We start from the raw sequence: 15594 nt of genomic DNA, 5'->3' as shown, positions 1-15594 counted from the left end.
AGGTGACCGCGGTGCTCTGCCGGTATTTCTACCGTCTTGGGCGTCGGTGGTTCAGGCGCATGCTGAGGAGTCCGCCGGGCCGCCGATGGCCCGCCGGATGATGTCGTTGTGCTCGCTGCCCGTGGGGCGGCCGCCTGGTCTCGGCCGGCCGGATGCCTCCACTGTGGATGGTGGGATGAATACCGGTCGGCCCTCTTCCAGCCGGATCGTCCAGCGTTGGCTGTGGACTGCCCGGTGGTGGTGTCCGCAGAGCATGACGAGGTTGTTCAGCTCGGTCGCGCCGCCGTCGATCCAGCTCGTCAGGTGGTGCGCTTCGGGAGTGCCCGGCGGGCGGTCGCACGACGGGAACGCGCAGGTGTCGTCGCGCAGGAGCAGTGCCGCCCGGAGGTGGGGCGGCGCGGTGCGTTCGGCGCGGCCGACGTTCAGCGGGAGGTTGTCGCTGCCGAGGAGGACCGGCAGGACTTCTGCGTCGCAGGCCATTCGGCGCACGTTTTCGGCGGTGATCGGCTGGCCGGTCGCGGTGAGCGTGCCCGGCATCCCGTCGCTGCTGAGCGCGCGTGCGAGGTCGTTGTAGTCGATGGTCACCGCGATGTGCGGGCGCTGTCCGCCGGGTCGGGGAAGCTTGTCGGATGCGATGGCGATGTCCAGCAGCGCGTCGAGTGCGTCGGCGTTGCGCTGCGCGGGCGAGCGGGGGTCGAGCTCGCCGTCGGTGGTGGGGCGCGGGGCCGCGAGAGGTTGGAGCACGGCCCGGAACTTGGCCCCGGTTTCGCGGTCGAGGCGGGCGTTGATGACGGTCATGCCGTCGGCGGCGGTGCCGTAGTTCAGCTCGCGGATGAGGCGTTGGGTTTCTTCCTCGCAGTAGGCGCCGTCCTGGTCGAGGTGGTAGCGGGTCCGCTCGGCCAGGCGGGAGAGCTGGTGCGGGGAGTGCTCGGTCGCGTAGCCGGCGAGCATGGTCTCGGCTTGTTCCAGCTCTGCGGCGGTGCTGATCGGCGCCAGCCGGCGGATGCCGTCGGCGATCACGCGGGCGTGCGGCACGGTGATCGTGCCGGATGCGATCGCTCGGGCGGTGGCCGGGAGCTCGGCGGGCAGCGGGGTTCCGTCGGCAGTGGTGCGTTCGGTGGCCAGACGTGCCACCATCGCCCGGCTTTTCGCCTCGCCGCCGGCGATGTTGAGCATGCTCTTGAGCCAGGCCTCGGTGCTCCGGGCGCTCTGCGCGGTGGGGAGTCCGCGGTCTTCGGCTTCGGCGATGGCTCGCAGTTGAACTGCCATGGCGGCTCGCATCGAGGCCTCGGCGTCGCGGATCGCGGCGAGCAGCTCTTCGTCGGTGCGCGCGGCGGCCTCCGGGTGAGTGTCCACACCCGGATCGGAGATCACCGCCAGCCCGTCCATGGCAACGACTATCCACAGCGGAAAACGATTCTTCATCGCTCGATCAGGTGGCAAGACGCCGAAATACCAGGCCTTTCAGCGTGATAGGTGAACTTTCCGCAGCGATGCCAATCAATTCCAATAGCCGGGCATGACGACACGCCGAATTGACCGCAATTTTCTGAAAAGAAAAACGGCGCCGAGGTGAAAGCCGCCCGGGCTGATGTCTGGAGCGTCAGCGAGGCGTCGAACCCGTGCTGGCAGCGAGGAGCGCCTGCGCCGCGGCCTTCGCGTGCTCGAGGCAATTCTCGTCGTTGAGCGCCATCGAGCGGCTGGCCGCGCCGTCGACCAGGACGGCCAGTTGTTCGGCCAGGACGGCGGGGCTCGTCGCGCCCAGCGCGGTGGTCAGCTCGGTGAGGAGGGTTGCCAGTCGGCGCTTCTGCTCGGCGGCGAACTCGTGGACCGGGCTTGCCGGGTCGGGGAATTCGGCTGCCGCGTCGATGAAGGGGCAGCCGCGGATCGGTTCGTGGCCGGGTGCTGCGAACAAGGCGAGGATGCGCTCCTCCGGCGTGAGGTCCGCGCGGTCGAAGACGCCCTCCAGGGTGCGGCCGGACTCGACGAGTTCCCGGAGGTGGCCGACCACGAGCTCGTCCTTGGTGGGGAAGTGCGCGTACAGGGTGCGCTTGGAGACCGGGGCGGCGGCTGCCACCTGTTCCATGCTGGTCGCGTTGATGCCCTGTGCTTCGAAGAGCGCGTTCGCCGCGGCGAGGATGCGTTCGCGCCCACCTCGTCCTTTGCGGCGCTGGGGCGCCTGCTGCTCGGCCACCCGCTAAGTGTACAGGCCCGTGTACTTAACGAGCTCCCGTCTGCTAACGTGTCGCAATGTAAACGCAACCGTGTACTCAGGTGGGTGTGCCGTCCACCGACCCGAAACCCAGCGAGGAGCACCGAAGTGACCACCATGGCCGAACACGCCGAAGAGCTGATCCGGAGCAGGCGAGCAGTGCGCTCCTTCCGGCCGGAAGCGGTGCCCGACGAGACGCTGCGCGCGATCTTCTCCCTGGCGGGCGCGGCTCCCTCGAACTCCAACACCCAGCCCTGGAACGTCGAAGTGCTCAGCGGCGCGGCACGCGACCGGCTGAGCGAGGCGTTGCTCAGCGCGCACGCCGAGCAACGCCTCTCCGTGGACTTCCCGTACCGGGAGGAGCTGTACAGCGAGGTGCACCGGGCGCGCCGGGCTGCTTTCGGCGCCACGATGTACAGCGCGCTGGGCATCGGCCGTGCGGACCACGAGGCGCGTGACGCCTTCCAGGCCGAGAGCCTCCGCTTCTACGGCGCGCCGCACGTGGCCCTGCTGCTCGCGCCGTCCAACGCGGACGAGCGGATGGCCGCCGACATCGGCATCTACGGGCAGACGCTGCTGCTGGCGATGACCGCGTACGGGGTCGCCAGCTGCCCCCAGGGCATGCTCGGCTTCTACGGCGACGTGGTGCGCGACTGCCTGGGGATCAGCGAAGGCAAGGTCCTCTTCGGCATTTCCTTCGGCTACGCCCGGGACTCCGCGGCCGTCAACCACATCGAGACCGGGCGGGCGGCGCTCGGCGAGACGACGCGCTTCCACACCTGACCGCCCTCAGTTCCGCCTGAAGAACTCGATCAGGTCCACTGCCACGTGCTTGCCCTCGGTGAGGCCGGTGGTGCCCTGGAACTCGACGCGGACCCGCTTGACGTCGCTGACCCCGAGGTCGACCTGCTGCGGGCCGGGATGGTCGGCCAGCTGCACGATCCGCGTTTCCGCGCGCCCGTCGACACTGGTCGCGGTGATGTGCGCGGACGTCGGCCTGGCCTGGGTGTCGAACAGCTCGGCCTTGGTCGACGGGCCGATCGTGACCAGCATGCTCACCAGCCGGAACGGCTGGTCGAAGTCGAATTCGATCCAGGCCTCGGGACCTGGGGCGCCCCAGTACTCGCCGTTGACCACGTCGATCGCGTTCGCGGCCGGATGGCCGGGTACCTCCGCGCTGGCGGTGGTGCCCACCGGGCCGATGCGGGCCGTGTCGGAGGTCTTGTCGAGGAAGTCCTGCACGGCGTACGTGCCGAACGGGTAGAGCAGGACGCCGCCGACCACCACGACCAGCAGCGCGCAGAGGACGATCAGCCGGCGCAACACCTTGTGCCCGTCGACGTTCCGCGCGCGGCGGGTGCGGCGCGGCGTCTTCTCCGGTTCCGGCGCGGGTGCCAGCGGCTGCGCGCAACGGCGGCAGAACCGCCGACCAGGCGGGTTGGGAGTGCTGCACGCGGGGCACGGCGGACCGTCGGGAGCGGCCTCCTCCGCCGGTGCGGTCGACTCGGGCCGTGGCGCGACCGGGACCGCCGGCTGCACGGGCGCGGGCTGGTCCGGGCCGGGCTCGGGCGTGGTGGGGATGCGCTGGGCCGGAGCTTCGGCGGCCGGTGCCGTCTCGTCGGGGTTCGAGCCCCACCCCAGGTAGGTGCCGCAGGTGCCGCAGAAGTCGTCGTCGCGGGCGACCTGCGCACCGCACGTCGTGCAGGAACGCATCGAATTACCGCCTCTCCTGCTGCGGTGGCCCGGCAAGCACCTCGACGGAGCAGGCGAGGTGCACCGGGCACACCGAGTTCACCAACGTCACGACCTGCTCCCGGTCGACTCGGGAACGGCCCGGCCAGACCTGGATCACGGCGTGGGCGGTGGCAGGCCCGGGGAGGGCGTTGCCCGGCCGGGTGGACCAGGTCGCCCCGGGGCCGTCGAGCACGCGGGCGTGCACACCGGCGCACAGCCGGAGCACGTCCACCAGCCCGCGCGCGGTGCCCCGCCAGCGGTGCAGTTCGACGGCTCGCAGGAGCAGCACCCGGCGCAGGGCAGGCGGCCATGCCGGGTCGAGGTCGGCCGCCACCCACTTCGCCAGCCAGGACGTGAAGTCCTCGGGCGCCACCCGCGGGTCGAAGTAGTGCGCGATGTTGTCCAGGGTGGACAAGATCGGGGCGAGGACGGCGTCCAGGCCCGATGTCAGCCGCTGGGCGAAGTCGTCCCCGGCGTACATCCCGGGGAGCAGGCCGCCCAGCGGGTAGCGGCTGGCCAGGTCGGGGATCTCCCGGCGGCTCATCGCGGCGCCCCGCCTTCGGCCGCTCCGTCGGGTTGCACCAGCACCTGGTGCTGGTGCGAGAAGACCAGTGCGTGCGCGGCCAGTTCGACCCGGTCCACCGGCGCTCCCCGCTGCCCGGTGATCGGATCGGCGGGGAACAACCGGACCTCGTCGATCAGCTCGACGCCTTCGACCCGTTGCAGCACGGCGTAGACCTCGCCGAGCTGCACCGGCCGCCCGAACGGCCACCCGGTGCCGTCGATACCGCCGCGCAGCGGGTTGAGATAACCGTAGAGCGCGTCCAGGGTGTCCCGGCGCACCCGAGTCGGGTCCGATCTCCCCGCGCGCATCCGCGCCACCACCGTGATTCCTTGGTAGAAGGGTGGTTCCACGATCAACCGGGTGCCGAGCAGCCTGCGCTCGTCGAGCCTGGCGGCGATCGCGGCCAGCATCTGCTCCGCCGGGATCAGCTGCTCGAACCGGATCTGGTCGCCGACATCGGCCACGGCGTCGGGCACCACCAGGACCCTCGCCGCCCCGGGCTCGTTGCGCGCCCCGGCGGGCAGGCAGTGGATCCTGGCGGCGGCGGGAGCGGCCTGCCGCGCGATCAGCTCGTAGTCCTCGGCGGTGACGGCTCGTTCCTGCACCCGGAGCTGGTGCGGCGCGCGCACTTTCGCCTCGTCGACGGTCTCCCCGTCGACTCCGCCCGCTGCTGCTTCGCGGTTCTCGACATCGGTGATGTAGGGCACCGAGCTGCGCAGGACCGAGATCGCGCCGCGCGCCACGTTGCCCGCCCGTCCGCCGCCGGTGCGGTAGCTGGGCACCCTGATCTGGGCGCCTCGCGCGGGTACCGCACCGTAGCGGCGCAGCGTTCCGTCCGCGTCGCGCACCGCGGGTGGGAAGCCGAACTCGCCATTGGTCGGGTCGAGTGTCACGTGCCGGTCGGTGGGACCGGAGTCGCCGAAGTGCTCCACGACGTGCCAGTCCTCCCAGCCCTCGCCGTCGGCGACCTGCACCACCACCGGCTCGCCGTCGGTGAGCACCGGCGCCCGGTCGAGCCGGAACCGCTGGCCCGCCACGCCGGCGGACACGCCCAGCGGCGCGTCGGTCACGGTCTCGGCGTGCTCGACCGCGGTGATGCCGCCGATCGTGAAGGCCTCCGCGACCCGGACGGTCGGCGACTCGGAGTAGAAGGGCTGGCCCTCTTCGGGGGCGACGACGCGGCAGCGCAGCCAGCCGGCGCGCGCCCCGGCCACCACCGAGGGAGCGTGCCCGGCGGGCACGTGCACCACCACTTCGCCGGGCCGGTTGAGCCCACCGGTGGTGTCGTCGAAGACCTGGCACTCGGTCCAGCCGACCCCGTCCCACGACTCCCACACCAGCGGGGGCTGCCGCGGGTCGACACCGATGCCCTCCACCTGGCTGTCCAACCGCAGCACCACCACGCAGCGGGGCACCGCGTTGCTCAACCCGAGCAGCATCGCGTCACCGACCGCCGGTTCCGGCTGGAAGCACGGCACGTCCTCGTTCGCCTGCAGGTCGTCGGTCCGGTTCGCCTGCTCGCCCGAGGCCGAGATCGTCACCAGCGCGGTCAGCTCGCACGGCACGATGGGCAGCTCCTCGGTGGTGGCGAAGACGACCGCGTCGCCGGTCTCCGAACGCGCGGTGGCGACCTCGGTGCCGCGCGGCAGGAGCACCACCTCCGCTTGTGCCGCAGACAGCCAGAACGTCACGTCGGCCCGGGCCGCCGCGGGCGGGAACAGGCGGATGCCCAGCAGTTCCAGGAAGGCGAGGTAGTTCTTCTCCGGCACCCGGTTCAGCCGGTAGACGAGCTGGTCCACCATGTGCGCGAAGGTTTCGATGAGCGTCACGCCCGGGTCGGAGACGTTGTGGTCGGTCCACTCCGGGGCGCGCCGCTGCACGTGGCGCTTGGCCTCGTCGACGAGGTCCTGGAACCGGCGGTCGTCCAGGTTCGGCATCGGCAGTGACATCAGCTCGCGTCTCCCGGCTCACCGCTGCGCGGAATCGTGTAGAAGGGGAACACGAGGTTCCGGGGATCGTTGGTGGCGCGCAGGGTGTAGTGCACGTCGATGTAGAGCACGCCGTCCTCGACGCTGTCGAATGCGATCACGACGTCGGACACCTCGATCCGGGGTTCCCAGCGGCGCAGCGCGCTGCGCACCTCGTGGGCGATGCGCCCGGCGGTCGCGCCGTCGCTCGGCGCGAACACGTAGTCGTGGATCCCGCAGCCGAATTCGGGGCGCATCGGCCGTTCACCGGGTGCGGTGCCCAGCACGAGGCGGATCGCTTCCTCGATCTCCTGCTCCCGCTCGACCATGCCGATGCCGCCGGTCGCGTCGACGCGCAGCGGGAATCCCCAGCCCCGGCCGATGAATCGATCGCTCACGCCCCGCCTCCGATCTGCACGTTCATCGCGCCGAGGACGATCTGCGCGCCGCAGGTGGTCTTGTCGCCGACGCGGGCCGCGGGCAGGCCGCCGATGAGCACCGCACCGCGACCTCCCGGCGGCCCGGGCAGCAGCACGTTTCCGGGCCCCAGCAAGGCGTGGTGCGGTATCGGGCATACGTGCAGGCTTCCCGTCACCGCAGCGGGTTTGCCGCCGATGAGCACGGTGGCCACCTTCGCAGCGGCGGCAGGCGGTGGGGTGCCGACGGCACCGCCGTGGGCGGTCTGGTCGCCGATGCGGGCGGCTGGTGGCATCGCGGGAACTCCTCTCGCTCGCTGGGCTCTAGTTGATGTGGACCATGGCGCCTCGCAGCGTCGCCCTCGCGCCGCCGTCGATCTCCACGCCGGTGCGGCCGTTGACCGACACCGACTTGCCGGACAGGGTGATGTCCCCGGTTCCCGCGTCGAGCTCGATGCCGCCGGCGGTGAGCTTCACGGAGCTGAGCACCCGCCGCCCGCCGGGGCCGCGCACGCTGATCTCGATCGTGTTCGCCCTCTCGTCGAGCCTGATGTCCAGCCGCTTGTTCCCGCTGGCCAGGCGGATGCCCGGCGGTCCGGTGGCCGAGTCGACCAGCTCCAGCCGGTGTCCCTTGCGGGAGACCAGCGAACGCCGGTTGACCTTGCCGCTGGTGCGGTCCACCAGCGGCAGGTCGTGCGGCGACGGGCTGTCCCGGCCGTTGTAGAGCCCGCCGAGCACGTACGGCCGGTCGAGGCTGCCCTGCTCGAAGCCCACCAGCACCTCGTCGTTGACGTCCGGGCCGAACACCCCGCCGCCCTGGCCGCCGAGCTGCACGGTGCGGACCCAGTCGGTCACGTAGTCGGGGTCCAGCCAGGGGAACTTCAGCCGCACCCGGCCGCGCTCGCCCCGGCCCTCCTCCTTGATGTCGGTGACGATCCCGGTGGCCAGCCCGGGCATCCGCGGGCCGCGGGCGGCGGCGCAGGCACCGGCGGCCAGTCCTGCCAGCGACCGGTCCGGGGAGGAGCTGACCAGCACCGTGGTGCGGTAGCCCTGCCCGGGTTCCAGCACGTGGTGCACCGCCGTCGCGGTGTACTTGCCGGAGAACGCGCTCCCGACGTTGCCCAGGGCGACCGGTGTGCCGGCGCGCAGCTTCGGGTCGCCCTCGGCCACCGCCTCGAACTCCCCGAACCCCGCGCGCATCGATTCGGCCAGCGAGCGCGCCGCCGCGGCGGCCTCGGCCTGCGTGCCGTACGGCGTGTCGGTGACGAGCAGTCGCGCCTTCCCGCCGAACTTGCGCGTCGCGCTCGACGCGGACAGGCCCGGCCGCACGGTGTCGCTGGTCGCCGGGGATTCCCTGGCCAGCAGCGGGCTCTTGGTGGCCACGTTCCAGCCGCGCACCTCGACCGAGTCGACCTGGTCAGCGGCGGTGAGCGCGGCGCGCAGCGCCATCAGGTTGCGGCCGTACTCCAGCACGAACGGGCTCTTGGCCGCCGAGGTGGTCGGGGCGGGCGCGCCCGATGCCGCGTCGAGCGCTGCGAAGTCGACGGTGCCCTTGCCGTCGACTCGCACCACGACGCCGTGCTCCTGAGCCAGGTCCTGCAGGAACTCCCAGTCCGAGACGTTCGCCTGCGACAGCTGCGGGTAGGTGATCGGTTTCGCTTCGATGCGGCCGGCTCGCAGTCCGGCGCCTGCCACGACCTTCCGCACGATCGCGGTCGCCGTCATGTTCCGGAACGCGACGACCTTGCGGCCCCGCATCAGCCGGTGCGCCTTGCTGGTGGCCCGCACCACGGTGAACGAACCGGTGCCGTCGGAGTCCAGCTCCAGCGCGGTGACCTCGCCCGCGAAGAGCTCCTCCGGCGCTCGGCTGCCGGTGGTGACCACCGAGACCGCCAGCGGGGCGCCGATGGTGATGCCGGTCGCGGTGAGCAGTTCGTGGTCCGGGTCCCGGAAGGTCAGGGTCGCGGTGTCGGGAAGCCCGACGTTCTCGTCCACCACGCAGCCGGTGAGCTGCTTCTGCCAGGCGGGTGGCAGCGGCCCGCCGGAGGTCACGACCGGGTCGGCGGCGATGGACCGCCCGGCGCTGTCGCCGCCCATCACGCACCGTCCGGAGCGTCTTCGAGGGCCGGGACCAGCAGCTCGGTTCCCGGGGCGAGGACCATGGGGTCGTCGATGCCGTTGGCCTCGGCGATCACCCGCCATTGCCCGGCGTCGCCGTACTCGTGCCAGGCGAGCTGCGGCAGGCTGTCCCCGGCGACGACCCGGTGCGTGCGGCGGGCGTTGTCCGAGCCCGAGGTCGGGTTCTGGCCCGGTGTGTCGGCGCCGGCTTCGTCGATGCTCAGCGAGCAGGTGGCGCGCAGCGGCTTGCCGTCGACGTCGAACAGCGAGTAGTCGACCGAGAAGCTCGACAGCACCCCGTCGAACGAGGTCGTCTTGGCCGTGCCCCACTCGAGCCGGACCCACGGGCTGGCCGGCTTCTTCGCCGCCAGGCTCTTCGGGGTGGGCACGCAGGCCAGCATCAGCTCCTCCACCTTCGCCTCCACCGAACCGTCGTGGGTCGCGGTGGCGTCGAGGAACACTTCGAGCGACAGCGAGCGCGGGCCGCTGCCGACGAACTCGGGCAGCGCCGACTCGCTGGCCATCCGGGTGGGCTTGCGCCGCCACTCGGTGCTCTTGGTCAGCGACAGCCGGTTCGGGTTGAACTGGAACTTGACCCGTTTGATCGTGCCGCCCGGCTTCGCGCCGACCTGCGCGGGCGGCTCCATGATCAGCAGTGCGGCGCGGGCGAGGTTCTTCCCCGGTGCGGTGGCCATCACGCGGGTTCCAGTCCTTCGTGGGCGATCTCCAGCGTCTCGACGGCGGCCTCGGCGCTGCCCGGGTCGAACGACGGTCCCTGCCAGCTGATCGGCACGATGCCGAGGACCTGCCACCGGGCGATGGGCGTGAGGTCCGGTTTCAGCGCGACGATCTCGCCGTTCTTGCGCTCGGCGCGCCGGATGGTCTGCGCCAGCCACCGGGAGATCTTGGCGGTGTCCTTGGTGACCGGCCGGGTGAGGGTGATGTTGGTCCAGGTGATGCGGGTGGGCAGCTGCCAGCTGAAGCCGTTGTTGCCGCCCTCGGCGAACTGCTCCACCTCCACCTGCGCGCCGAGCCCGCTGCAGGTGTGGAACCTGCCCAGGTCGTCGCCGGCGATGGTCAGCCGGAAGAACACGCTGGATGCGAAGATCTCCTGCGGCACCGACAACTCTCCTTCCTAGCGGCGGCGGTCGTGCAGCCGCCCGATCCGTTCCCTGCCGTGCCGGAACTCGGCGCGCAGCAGCCGTCCGACGGGCTCGATGAGCCGCCGGGCCAGCTCCTCGACATCGGGTTCGCCACTGGCACCCGCGTCGTCCTGCTGCTGTGTCGGGGCCGGTTGCGCGTCCCGCTGCACGACGGTCACCGGCACTCCGGCGGGGATTCCCGGAATCCGGGTGCCCGGCTGCCCGCTCGGCCGGTCGGCGGACGTGGTCGCGAGCTGCACCGGTGTGTGCGGTTCCGGGATCGGCCGACTCACCGGCGGCGCGTCCAGCGGCAGCGTCGGGGGCGGCGTTGAAAGACGGGTGCGCTGCACTTCTGCCGGACTGCGCTGTGCGGGCATGGCCGGGCTCGCGGGTGGCGGTGCTGCCCGGCCCCAACGCAGCTGTGCCACGGGTGGAGCGGGGCGAGCGGCTGTGGAGGTGGCCCTGGTGGTGAGCTGTCGCTGCCCCAGCAGCGGCCGAACCCGCTGAACGTGCGGTGGGGACATCACAGGCCGCGTGGGTGCGGCATCGTTGGATTGCGTCCGGAGCTGGACGGTCGTCGCGGGCTGTGCCGGGCGAGGGGAACGGGTGCTTTCCCGAGGCTGGGACGCGTTGTCTTGCGGGGACGGCTGGCTCGACGGCACCGGAAGCGGTTCGTCGGCCGTCCTGGAAGGGGCAACGTCGCTGGCACCGCTCGGGAGCGGAATTCGCTGTAGTACGGGGGCGTCCTGGATCAGCGGAGCCTCGGAGCTCGGTAAGTTCCCGGATGCGGGTGCTCGCGCACCGGGTGTCGAGGGCGCATAGTCCCGGGAGCTGCTGGACGATTCCCGAACCTGCGCACGGTGCCGGTGGGATCGCTGCTGAATCACGGGTGATCCGGCCTCCGTGGCCGCACGGCTCTCCGAAACCTGCTGAGAGCCCGGACGTTCAGGTTCGGGAGCAGGAGTTCGCTGCACAACGGGCTGCTCGGCAGCCGGTGCTCTGAGTGCGTGGCGCGGAAGCTCCGGTGCTCCGGATTCAGCAAGGGCAGCTCGCTGAAGCACCGGATGCTGTGCGTCGGGCAGCACGGGCCTGTCCTGGTGGGTCTGCGGAGGGCTCGAAGGGCCTCCGACACCGGGGGAGTGCGGTCCCTGTCCCGCGGGTTCTTCCGGTGCCACCGATGGATTCGGGCGTCGTTGAATCACCGGAAGCTGCACCGGAGGTACCTCGGGCTCGTCCAGGCGGAATTCTGGAGCCGCTGCGGACGGTGAGCTTCCGGCATCGGGAAGACGCGGTCGCGGGCTTTCTGAGCGCACGGACGGATTCCTGGCTTCGGAGTGCACCACTCGCTGAACGACTGCTTCCGGCACCGGATGTTCGGGTTCGGGAGTCGATGCCCGCCGTAGTACTGGCTGCTCGACTTCTGGATGCGCCGCTTCAGTCCTCGACAGGGCCACGGCTTCTGCGGTTTCTACCGGGCGTCCGGGTTCGGCATGTGCCTCTCCTGACCCGGCGCCGTCGGAACCGGGGAGGGAGACCCGCTGCACCACGGGGCGTGCGGTTCCCTGAGCCGCTGACGACTCCGCAACGGCTGGAACATCCGGCCGAACTGGGCTTTCCCGCACCCGCCGCCCGGCTGATCGCTGCACCGCGGGTTCCGTGCCACTAGAGGCGGTGTGCGGAACGGCCATCTCGGTTCCGGCGCTCGAACCGCTGTCCTGCGCTGTCGTCCCGGCAAGCCGGTCCGCAGCGGCGCGGCCCGGTGGTTCTGCCGCCGATGACTGGCGATGCACCACGGGAGCAGCACCCAACAGCGGCGTGGAATCCGGCGAACTCCCAGCGCTGACCGGAATCGCGGACTTCGGGATCTCCGGGATCGGCGCCCCGATCCCCAGTCGAGGGCTGGCCCCCGGCGGTTGCTCACCGACCGCCCTGGACAGCCCCCGGACGGTCGGACCGATCTTTCGCTGGACCACCGGAGTCCCGCTGGCCTGCACATCGGGTACCGCCGAGACGCTCGTCAAGGGCATGTTCTCGGCCGGTTCGCTGGCGGGGAGCACGACGGCGCTCGGCGGAAGATCGCGCAGCCGGTCACCGGGCTCGGACGGAGGTGCCGTGCGCTGCACCGCCTGCGGAGGTAGCACGTCCAGCCGGGTTTCGGTGCCATCAGAAAGCGGGCTGCTCACGTTCTCCTGCGGAACTACCACCGGATCGCTGGAACGCGGGCGCACCACGCGCACGGCCCGGGACACCGGTGGCACGGCAGGTCGCGCCACGGTCAACGGCGGTGACAGCCGACGCGGCTGCACAACCGGAACTGAAGTCCGCCTCTCGACGGGCGCACCAGGCACGTCACCGGTCGCCTGCGGATCGGCGGACTCGTCACGGCGGTACCGCACCGGCAGGTCCCCGCTCACCGAACGCTGCACGGGAGTGCCGGTGACCGGGTGGATCAGCCCGTGCAGGATTCCAGCAGGCGCACCGGGGTCGAGGCGGTGCCCCAGGCCGGTCAGCACACCGTGATCGCGGAACGAGACCACGGAGCTGCGGAACCGCTGTGCCCCGGTCACATCGCAGGACGCGCGCTGCAGCACCGAGGGATCCCGCGCCACCCGGCGCCACCCGCCGTCCCGATCGGACGCGGCGGCATCCGGGGCCGGTTGGCTGTCGTCGCGTCGGCGGCGGAAGATGTCCAGCAGGCCCAACGGTTCACCCCCCTTCGTTCACCCGGGTGTTGAGCTGCGCGATCTCGCGCACCCAGCGCCGGCGTTCGCGGTGGTCCAGGTCCAGGATCTCGTCGCGCGTCCAGTGGAAGTGGTAGGCGATGTACGCGACCTCCTCGTGCAGCCGGTCGGCCGCGTACGTCACGATTCCCCCAGGCGCCCACCTGCCAGGTCGACCTCGAACGCGGTGTCGCACGACGGGCAGGTGACCCCGGCCCTGGTGTGGCCCTCGCTGTTGATCCGCCGGTAGAAGTCCTGCAGGAACGCCACGTCGGTGGCGTACATGTTCTCCACCACGCCCGCGTGCACGTCGGTGATCTCGCCCAGCCCGGTGATCACCTGGCTGAGCAGCACCACGCTGAGGTAGGCCGGGTTCTCCTTGACCCGCAGGTCGATCTGCGGCCGGAGCTCGTCCTTCGCGGTCGCCAGCCGCATCCGGCCGCGGCGGTGCAGCGTGCCGTCGGTGTGCACGTAGCCGCGGGGCAGCTCGAACTCGAACTCGTCGTGCTGGGCCGGGGCGGCTCTCACCTGCCGGTTCTTGCCCGCGACCTCGTCGAGCTCGCCGAGCGAGGAGATGCGTCGCCTCATTCGACCTCGATCCGCTCGAAGACGATGGTGGCCTTCTCCGTCGCCGGGTTGGACTCGCCCGCGCTGACCTCCGGGCCGTCCCACTTGCTGACCCAGGCGTCGTAGAGCTGCATCCGGCGCACCGTTTCGCCCTGGGAGTCCTGGATCTCGATGGTGAGGTTCTCCCGGGCGCCTTCGACGTCGCCGTCGAGCAGCGTCTTCTTGATCCAGTCGGTGAACGCCGAGCTCTTGTCCAGGCCGCGGGTGATGGTCACCTCGCCGCCCTTCTGCCCACCGGGCTGCTTCTTGTAGATCCGCTCGCCGGTCGGGGTGACCTGCGGGGTCTCGACCACGTCCTGCTCGACGGTCAGACCGCTGATCTCCTTGACCGACTCCACCGTGATGCCGCCGAGCTGGACGCCGAACCGGTGGGTGGAGAGAGTGTCGCCCTGTGCCATGACTACCCGTCGCCTTCCGCGCTGTCGGGACTACTCGCTGACCAGACTGGTGCTGTCGGAGAACTGGGAGAGCCGGAAGATCACGAACTCGGCGGGTTTGACCGGCGCGACGCCGATCTCGCACACCACCTGGCCGAGGTCGATCGATTCCTGCGGGTTGTTCTCCCGGTCGCACTTGACGTAGAACGCCTCCGCCGCGGTGCGGCCGAACAGCGCACCGTCGCGCCAGGCCTGGTGCAGGAAGGCGCTGATGTTGCGCCGGATGCTCGACCACAGCCGGTCGTCGTTCGGTTCGAACACCACCCACTGGGTGCCGATCAGGATCGACTCCTCCAGGTAGTTGAACAGCCGCCGCACGTTGAGGTAGCGCCAGCCGGGGTCCGACGAGAGCGTGCGGGCGCCCCAGATCCGGATGCCGCGCCCGGCGAACGCCCGGATGCAGTTCACCCCGATCGGGTTGAGCATGTCCTGCTCGCCCTTGCTGAGGTTGACCTCCAGGTCCACCGCACCCCGGATGACCTCGTTGGCCGGTGCCTTGTGCACGCCGCGCTCGGCGTCGCTGCGCGCCCACACGCCGGCGACGTGCCCGCTCGGCGGGACCATCGCGTTGCGGCCGCTGGCCGGGTCGAACACCTTGATCCACGGGTAGTACAGGGTGGCGTACTTCGAGTCGTAACCGGCCTGCTCGGACCGCCAGGCCCGGACCTGCTGGGCGTTGAGCCCGGGCGGGGCGTCCAGCAGCGCGACCCGGTCGCCCATCTGCTCGCAGTGCGAGATCGCCGCCAGCTGAACGGTCTTCACGCCTTCGGCGTCGATCAGGCCGCGCTGGTGGGCGCTCATCAGGTCGGGCACCGCGACCATGGTGATCTCGTCGATCGTCTCCAGCCCGCCGAACCCGGTCCGTGCGGCGAGGTCCCCGACGTACTCCCGCGCGTCCACAGCGGCCGGTGCCGCCGGGCTCGGCGCGGCGGCCAGCGCGACCGACTGGTTGTCCGGCCGGGTCAGCGCCGCACTGCCGCGTTCGGTGACCTCGATGAGCTTGGACCGCTCGCGCACCTGGCTGACGACGTAGCTCTTGACGTTCTTCTTGGTGGAGACGTCGAAGGTCTCCACCACCTTGCCGCCCTGGCTGACCACCAGCCGGAACCGGTCCTCGGGCGGGTTCTCGCCCTCGGCGTCGGCGACCTCGACGGTGAGGTCGGCACCCGCTCCGGGCAGTGCCGCGATCCGCAAGCCGCCGATCTCCACCGGAGCCGGTGCGGGGTCGGTGTGCGCGGCGGTGGACGGCCCGCCGATGCGCACGACGTAGGCGGCACCACCGCCGTTGGCGAAGTAGCCGTAGACGGAGCGCCCCAGGTAGTTCTCGTCGAACCCGCCGAAGGTCTGGACGTGCTGGTTCCAGTTCGTCACCAGCGTCGGCTCGTGGAACGGCCCCTGCGAAGCGAAACCGACGAAGGCGGCAACAGCGGTCCCGACCCCCTCGATCGGTCTGGCCCCGTTCTGGACCTCCTCGACGTAAACGCCAGGGGACAGGTACGACGGCATGTTCGCTCCTTCGTCTGAGGCGCTCGTGCCACCGAGCTTCGTGCCCCGCGTAGCGCGCGAACAGGTCCACGCGGCCCACACCGAGGGCAGCGCCCCTGCCTCTCCGGGCAACCGGGCCTTGCCTCCGGGAGCGGTGCCCCCGGCTCTGCC

16 protein-coding genes are annotated in these 15594 nt (G+C 71.1%); 1 reads left to right on the top strand and 15 read right to left on the bottom strand.

Going from position 1 to position 15594, the window contains the following annotated elements:
* Positions 1 to 51: 51 nt before the first annotated feature.
* On the bottom strand, positions 52 to 1389 hold the full coding sequence (locus C4T78_RS09185) for an HNH endonuclease signature motif containing protein (protein WP_093358473.1): 1338 nt from the start codon (positions 1387 to 1389) through the stop codon (positions 52 to 54).
* A gap of 214 nt (positions 1390 to 1603) precedes the next feature.
* On the bottom strand, positions 1604 to 2194 hold the full coding sequence (locus C4T78_RS09180) for a TetR/AcrR family transcriptional regulator (RefSeq protein ID WP_093358471.1): 591 nt from the start codon (positions 2192 to 2194) through the stop codon (positions 1604 to 1606).
* A gap of 135 nt (positions 2195 to 2329) precedes the next feature.
* Here C4T78_RS09180 and C4T78_RS09175 point away from each other — a divergent pair, with 135 nt between their 5' ends.
* On the top strand, positions 2330 to 2995 hold the full coding sequence (locus tag C4T78_RS09175) for a nitroreductase family protein (protein WP_093358510.1): 666 nt from the start codon (positions 2330 to 2332) through the stop codon (positions 2993 to 2995).
* A 6-nt stretch (positions 2996 to 3001) separates the two neighbouring features.
* On the opposite strand, the gene C4T78_RS09170 is transcribed toward C4T78_RS09175, so the two are convergent.
* From C4T78_RS09170 to C4T78_RS09115, 13 genes are all read right to left on the bottom strand, one after another.
* Positions 3002 to 3925, bottom strand: coding sequence for an NADase-type glycan-binding domain-containing protein (locus C4T78_RS09170; RefSeq protein ID WP_093358469.1), 924 nt, complete (start codon positions 3923 to 3925; stop codon positions 3002 to 3004).
* Between the two features lie 4 nt (positions 3926 to 3929).
* The gene (locus C4T78_RS09165) at positions 3930 to 4490 is read right to left on the bottom strand and encodes a phage tail protein (RefSeq protein ID WP_093358468.1); all 561 of its coding nucleotides are present in this window, start codon (positions 4488 to 4490) and stop codon (positions 3930 to 3932) included.
* Positions 4487 to 6460 carry a putative baseplate assembly protein gene (locus C4T78_RS09160; RefSeq protein WP_093358466.1) on the bottom strand — a complete coding sequence of 658 codons (1974 nt, stop codon included), beginning with the start codon at positions 6458 to 6460 and terminating at the stop codon, positions 4487 to 4489. The genes C4T78_RS09165 and C4T78_RS09160 overlap by 4 nt, the downstream gene beginning before the upstream one ends.
* On the bottom strand, positions 6460 to 6876 hold the full coding sequence (locus C4T78_RS09155; RefSeq protein ID WP_093147011.1) for a GPW/gp25 family protein: 417 nt from the start codon (positions 6874 to 6876) through the stop codon (positions 6460 to 6462). The genes C4T78_RS09160 and C4T78_RS09155 overlap by 1 nt, the downstream gene beginning before the upstream one ends.
* Positions 6873 to 7190: a PAAR domain-containing protein gene (locus C4T78_RS09150; protein WP_093358464.1), complete on the bottom strand. Its 318-nt coding sequence runs from the start codon at positions 7188 to 7190 to the stop codon at positions 6873 to 6875. Before C4T78_RS09150 ends, C4T78_RS09155 begins: the two co-directional genes overlap by 4 nt.
* Before the next feature lie 28 nt (positions 7191 to 7218).
* Positions 7219 to 8991: a VgrG-related protein gene (locus tag C4T78_RS09145; RefSeq protein WP_093358463.1), complete on the bottom strand. Its 1773-nt coding sequence runs from the start codon at positions 8989 to 8991 to the stop codon at positions 7219 to 7221.
* Complete coding sequence (locus C4T78_RS09140) at positions 8991 to 9707, bottom strand: CIS tube protein (protein ID WP_093358461.1); 717 nt, start codon at positions 9705 to 9707, stop codon at positions 8991 to 8993. The genes C4T78_RS09145 and C4T78_RS09140 overlap by 1 nt, the downstream gene beginning before the upstream one ends.
* Entirely contained in the window at positions 9707 to 10132 is a 426-nt protein-coding gene (locus tag C4T78_RS09135) for a phage tail protein (protein WP_093358508.1), read from the bottom strand. Before C4T78_RS09135 ends, C4T78_RS09140 begins: the two co-directional genes overlap by 1 nt.
* A 15-nt stretch (positions 10133 to 10147) precedes the next feature.
* Positions 10148 to 10582: a hypothetical protein gene (locus C4T78_RS35985; protein ID WP_143186066.1), complete on the bottom strand. Its 435-nt coding sequence runs from the start codon at positions 10580 to 10582 to the stop codon at positions 10148 to 10150.
* A 2278-nt stretch (positions 10583 to 12860) separates the two neighbouring features.
* Positions 12861 to 13019, bottom strand: coding sequence for a DUF6760 family protein (locus C4T78_RS36340; protein WP_170210435.1), 159 nt, complete (start codon positions 13017 to 13019; stop codon positions 12861 to 12863).
* Positions 13016 to 13462, bottom strand: coding sequence for a hypothetical protein (locus C4T78_RS09125; RefSeq protein WP_093358458.1), 447 nt, complete (start codon positions 13460 to 13462; stop codon positions 13016 to 13018). The genes C4T78_RS36340 and C4T78_RS09125 overlap by 4 nt, the downstream gene beginning before the upstream one ends.
* Positions 13459 to 13899, bottom strand: coding sequence for a phage tail protein (locus C4T78_RS09120; RefSeq protein ID WP_093358456.1), 441 nt, complete (start codon positions 13897 to 13899; stop codon positions 13459 to 13461). Before C4T78_RS09120 ends, C4T78_RS09125 begins: the two co-directional genes overlap by 4 nt.
* A gap of 30 nt (positions 13900 to 13929) precedes the next feature.
* Positions 13930 to 15444, bottom strand: a complete 1515-nt coding sequence (locus tag C4T78_RS09115) for a phage tail sheath family protein (protein ID WP_093358455.1) — start codon at positions 15442 to 15444, stop codon at positions 13930 to 13932.
* Between the last annotated feature and the right edge of the window lie 150 nt (positions 15445 to 15594).

Origin of the sequence: Saccharopolyspora kobensis, assembly GCF_900108315.1 — a bacterium.
In the GTDB taxonomy this organism is placed as follows: domain Bacteria; phylum Actinomycetota; class Actinomycetes; order Mycobacteriales; family Pseudonocardiaceae; genus Saccharopolyspora; species Saccharopolyspora kobensis.
Note: the sequence above shows the minus strand (reverse complement) of the source record. Positions and strands in the feature narration are given on the sequence as shown.

Coding starts and splice junctions, on each gene's coding strand:
- C4T78_RS09185 (WP_093358473.1), bottom strand. CDS start 1,389: ATGGACGGGCTGGCGGTGATCTCCGATCCGGGTGTGGACACTCACCCG.
- C4T78_RS09175 (WP_093358510.1), top strand. CDS start 2,330: ATGGCCGAACACGCCGAAGAGCTGATCCGGAGCAGGCGAGCAGTGCGC.
- C4T78_RS09170 (WP_093358469.1), bottom strand. CDS start 3,925: ATGCGTTCCTGCACGACGTGCGGTGCGCAGGTCGCCCGCGACGACGAC.
- C4T78_RS09165 (WP_093358468.1), bottom strand. CDS start 4,490: ATGAGCCGCCGGGAGATCCCCGACCTGGCCAGCCGCTACCCGCTGGGC.
- C4T78_RS09160 (WP_093358466.1), bottom strand. CDS start 6,460: ATGTCACTGCCGATGCCGAACCTGGACGACCGCCGGTTCCAGGACCTC.
- C4T78_RS09150 (WP_093358464.1), bottom strand. CDS start 7,190: ATGCCACCAGCCGCCCGCATCGGCGACCAGACCGCCCACGGCGGTGCC.
- C4T78_RS09145 (WP_093358463.1), bottom strand. CDS start 8,991: ATGGGCGGCGACAGCGCCGGGCGGTCCATCGCCGCCGACCCGGTCGTG.
- C4T78_RS09140 (WP_093358461.1), bottom strand. CDS start 9,707: ATGGCCACCGCACCGGGGAAGAACCTCGCCCGCGCCGCACTGCTGATC.
- C4T78_RS09125 (WP_093358458.1), bottom strand. CDS start 13,462: ATGAGGCGACGCATCTCCTCGCTCGGCGAGCTCGACGAGGTCGCGGGC.
- C4T78_RS09120 (WP_093358456.1), bottom strand. CDS start 13,899: ATGGCACAGGGCGACACTCTCTCCACCCACCGGTTCGGCGTCCAGCTC.
- C4T78_RS09115 (WP_093358455.1), bottom strand. CDS start 15,444: ATGCCGTCGTACCTGTCCCCTGGCGTTTACGTCGAGGAGGTCCAGAAC.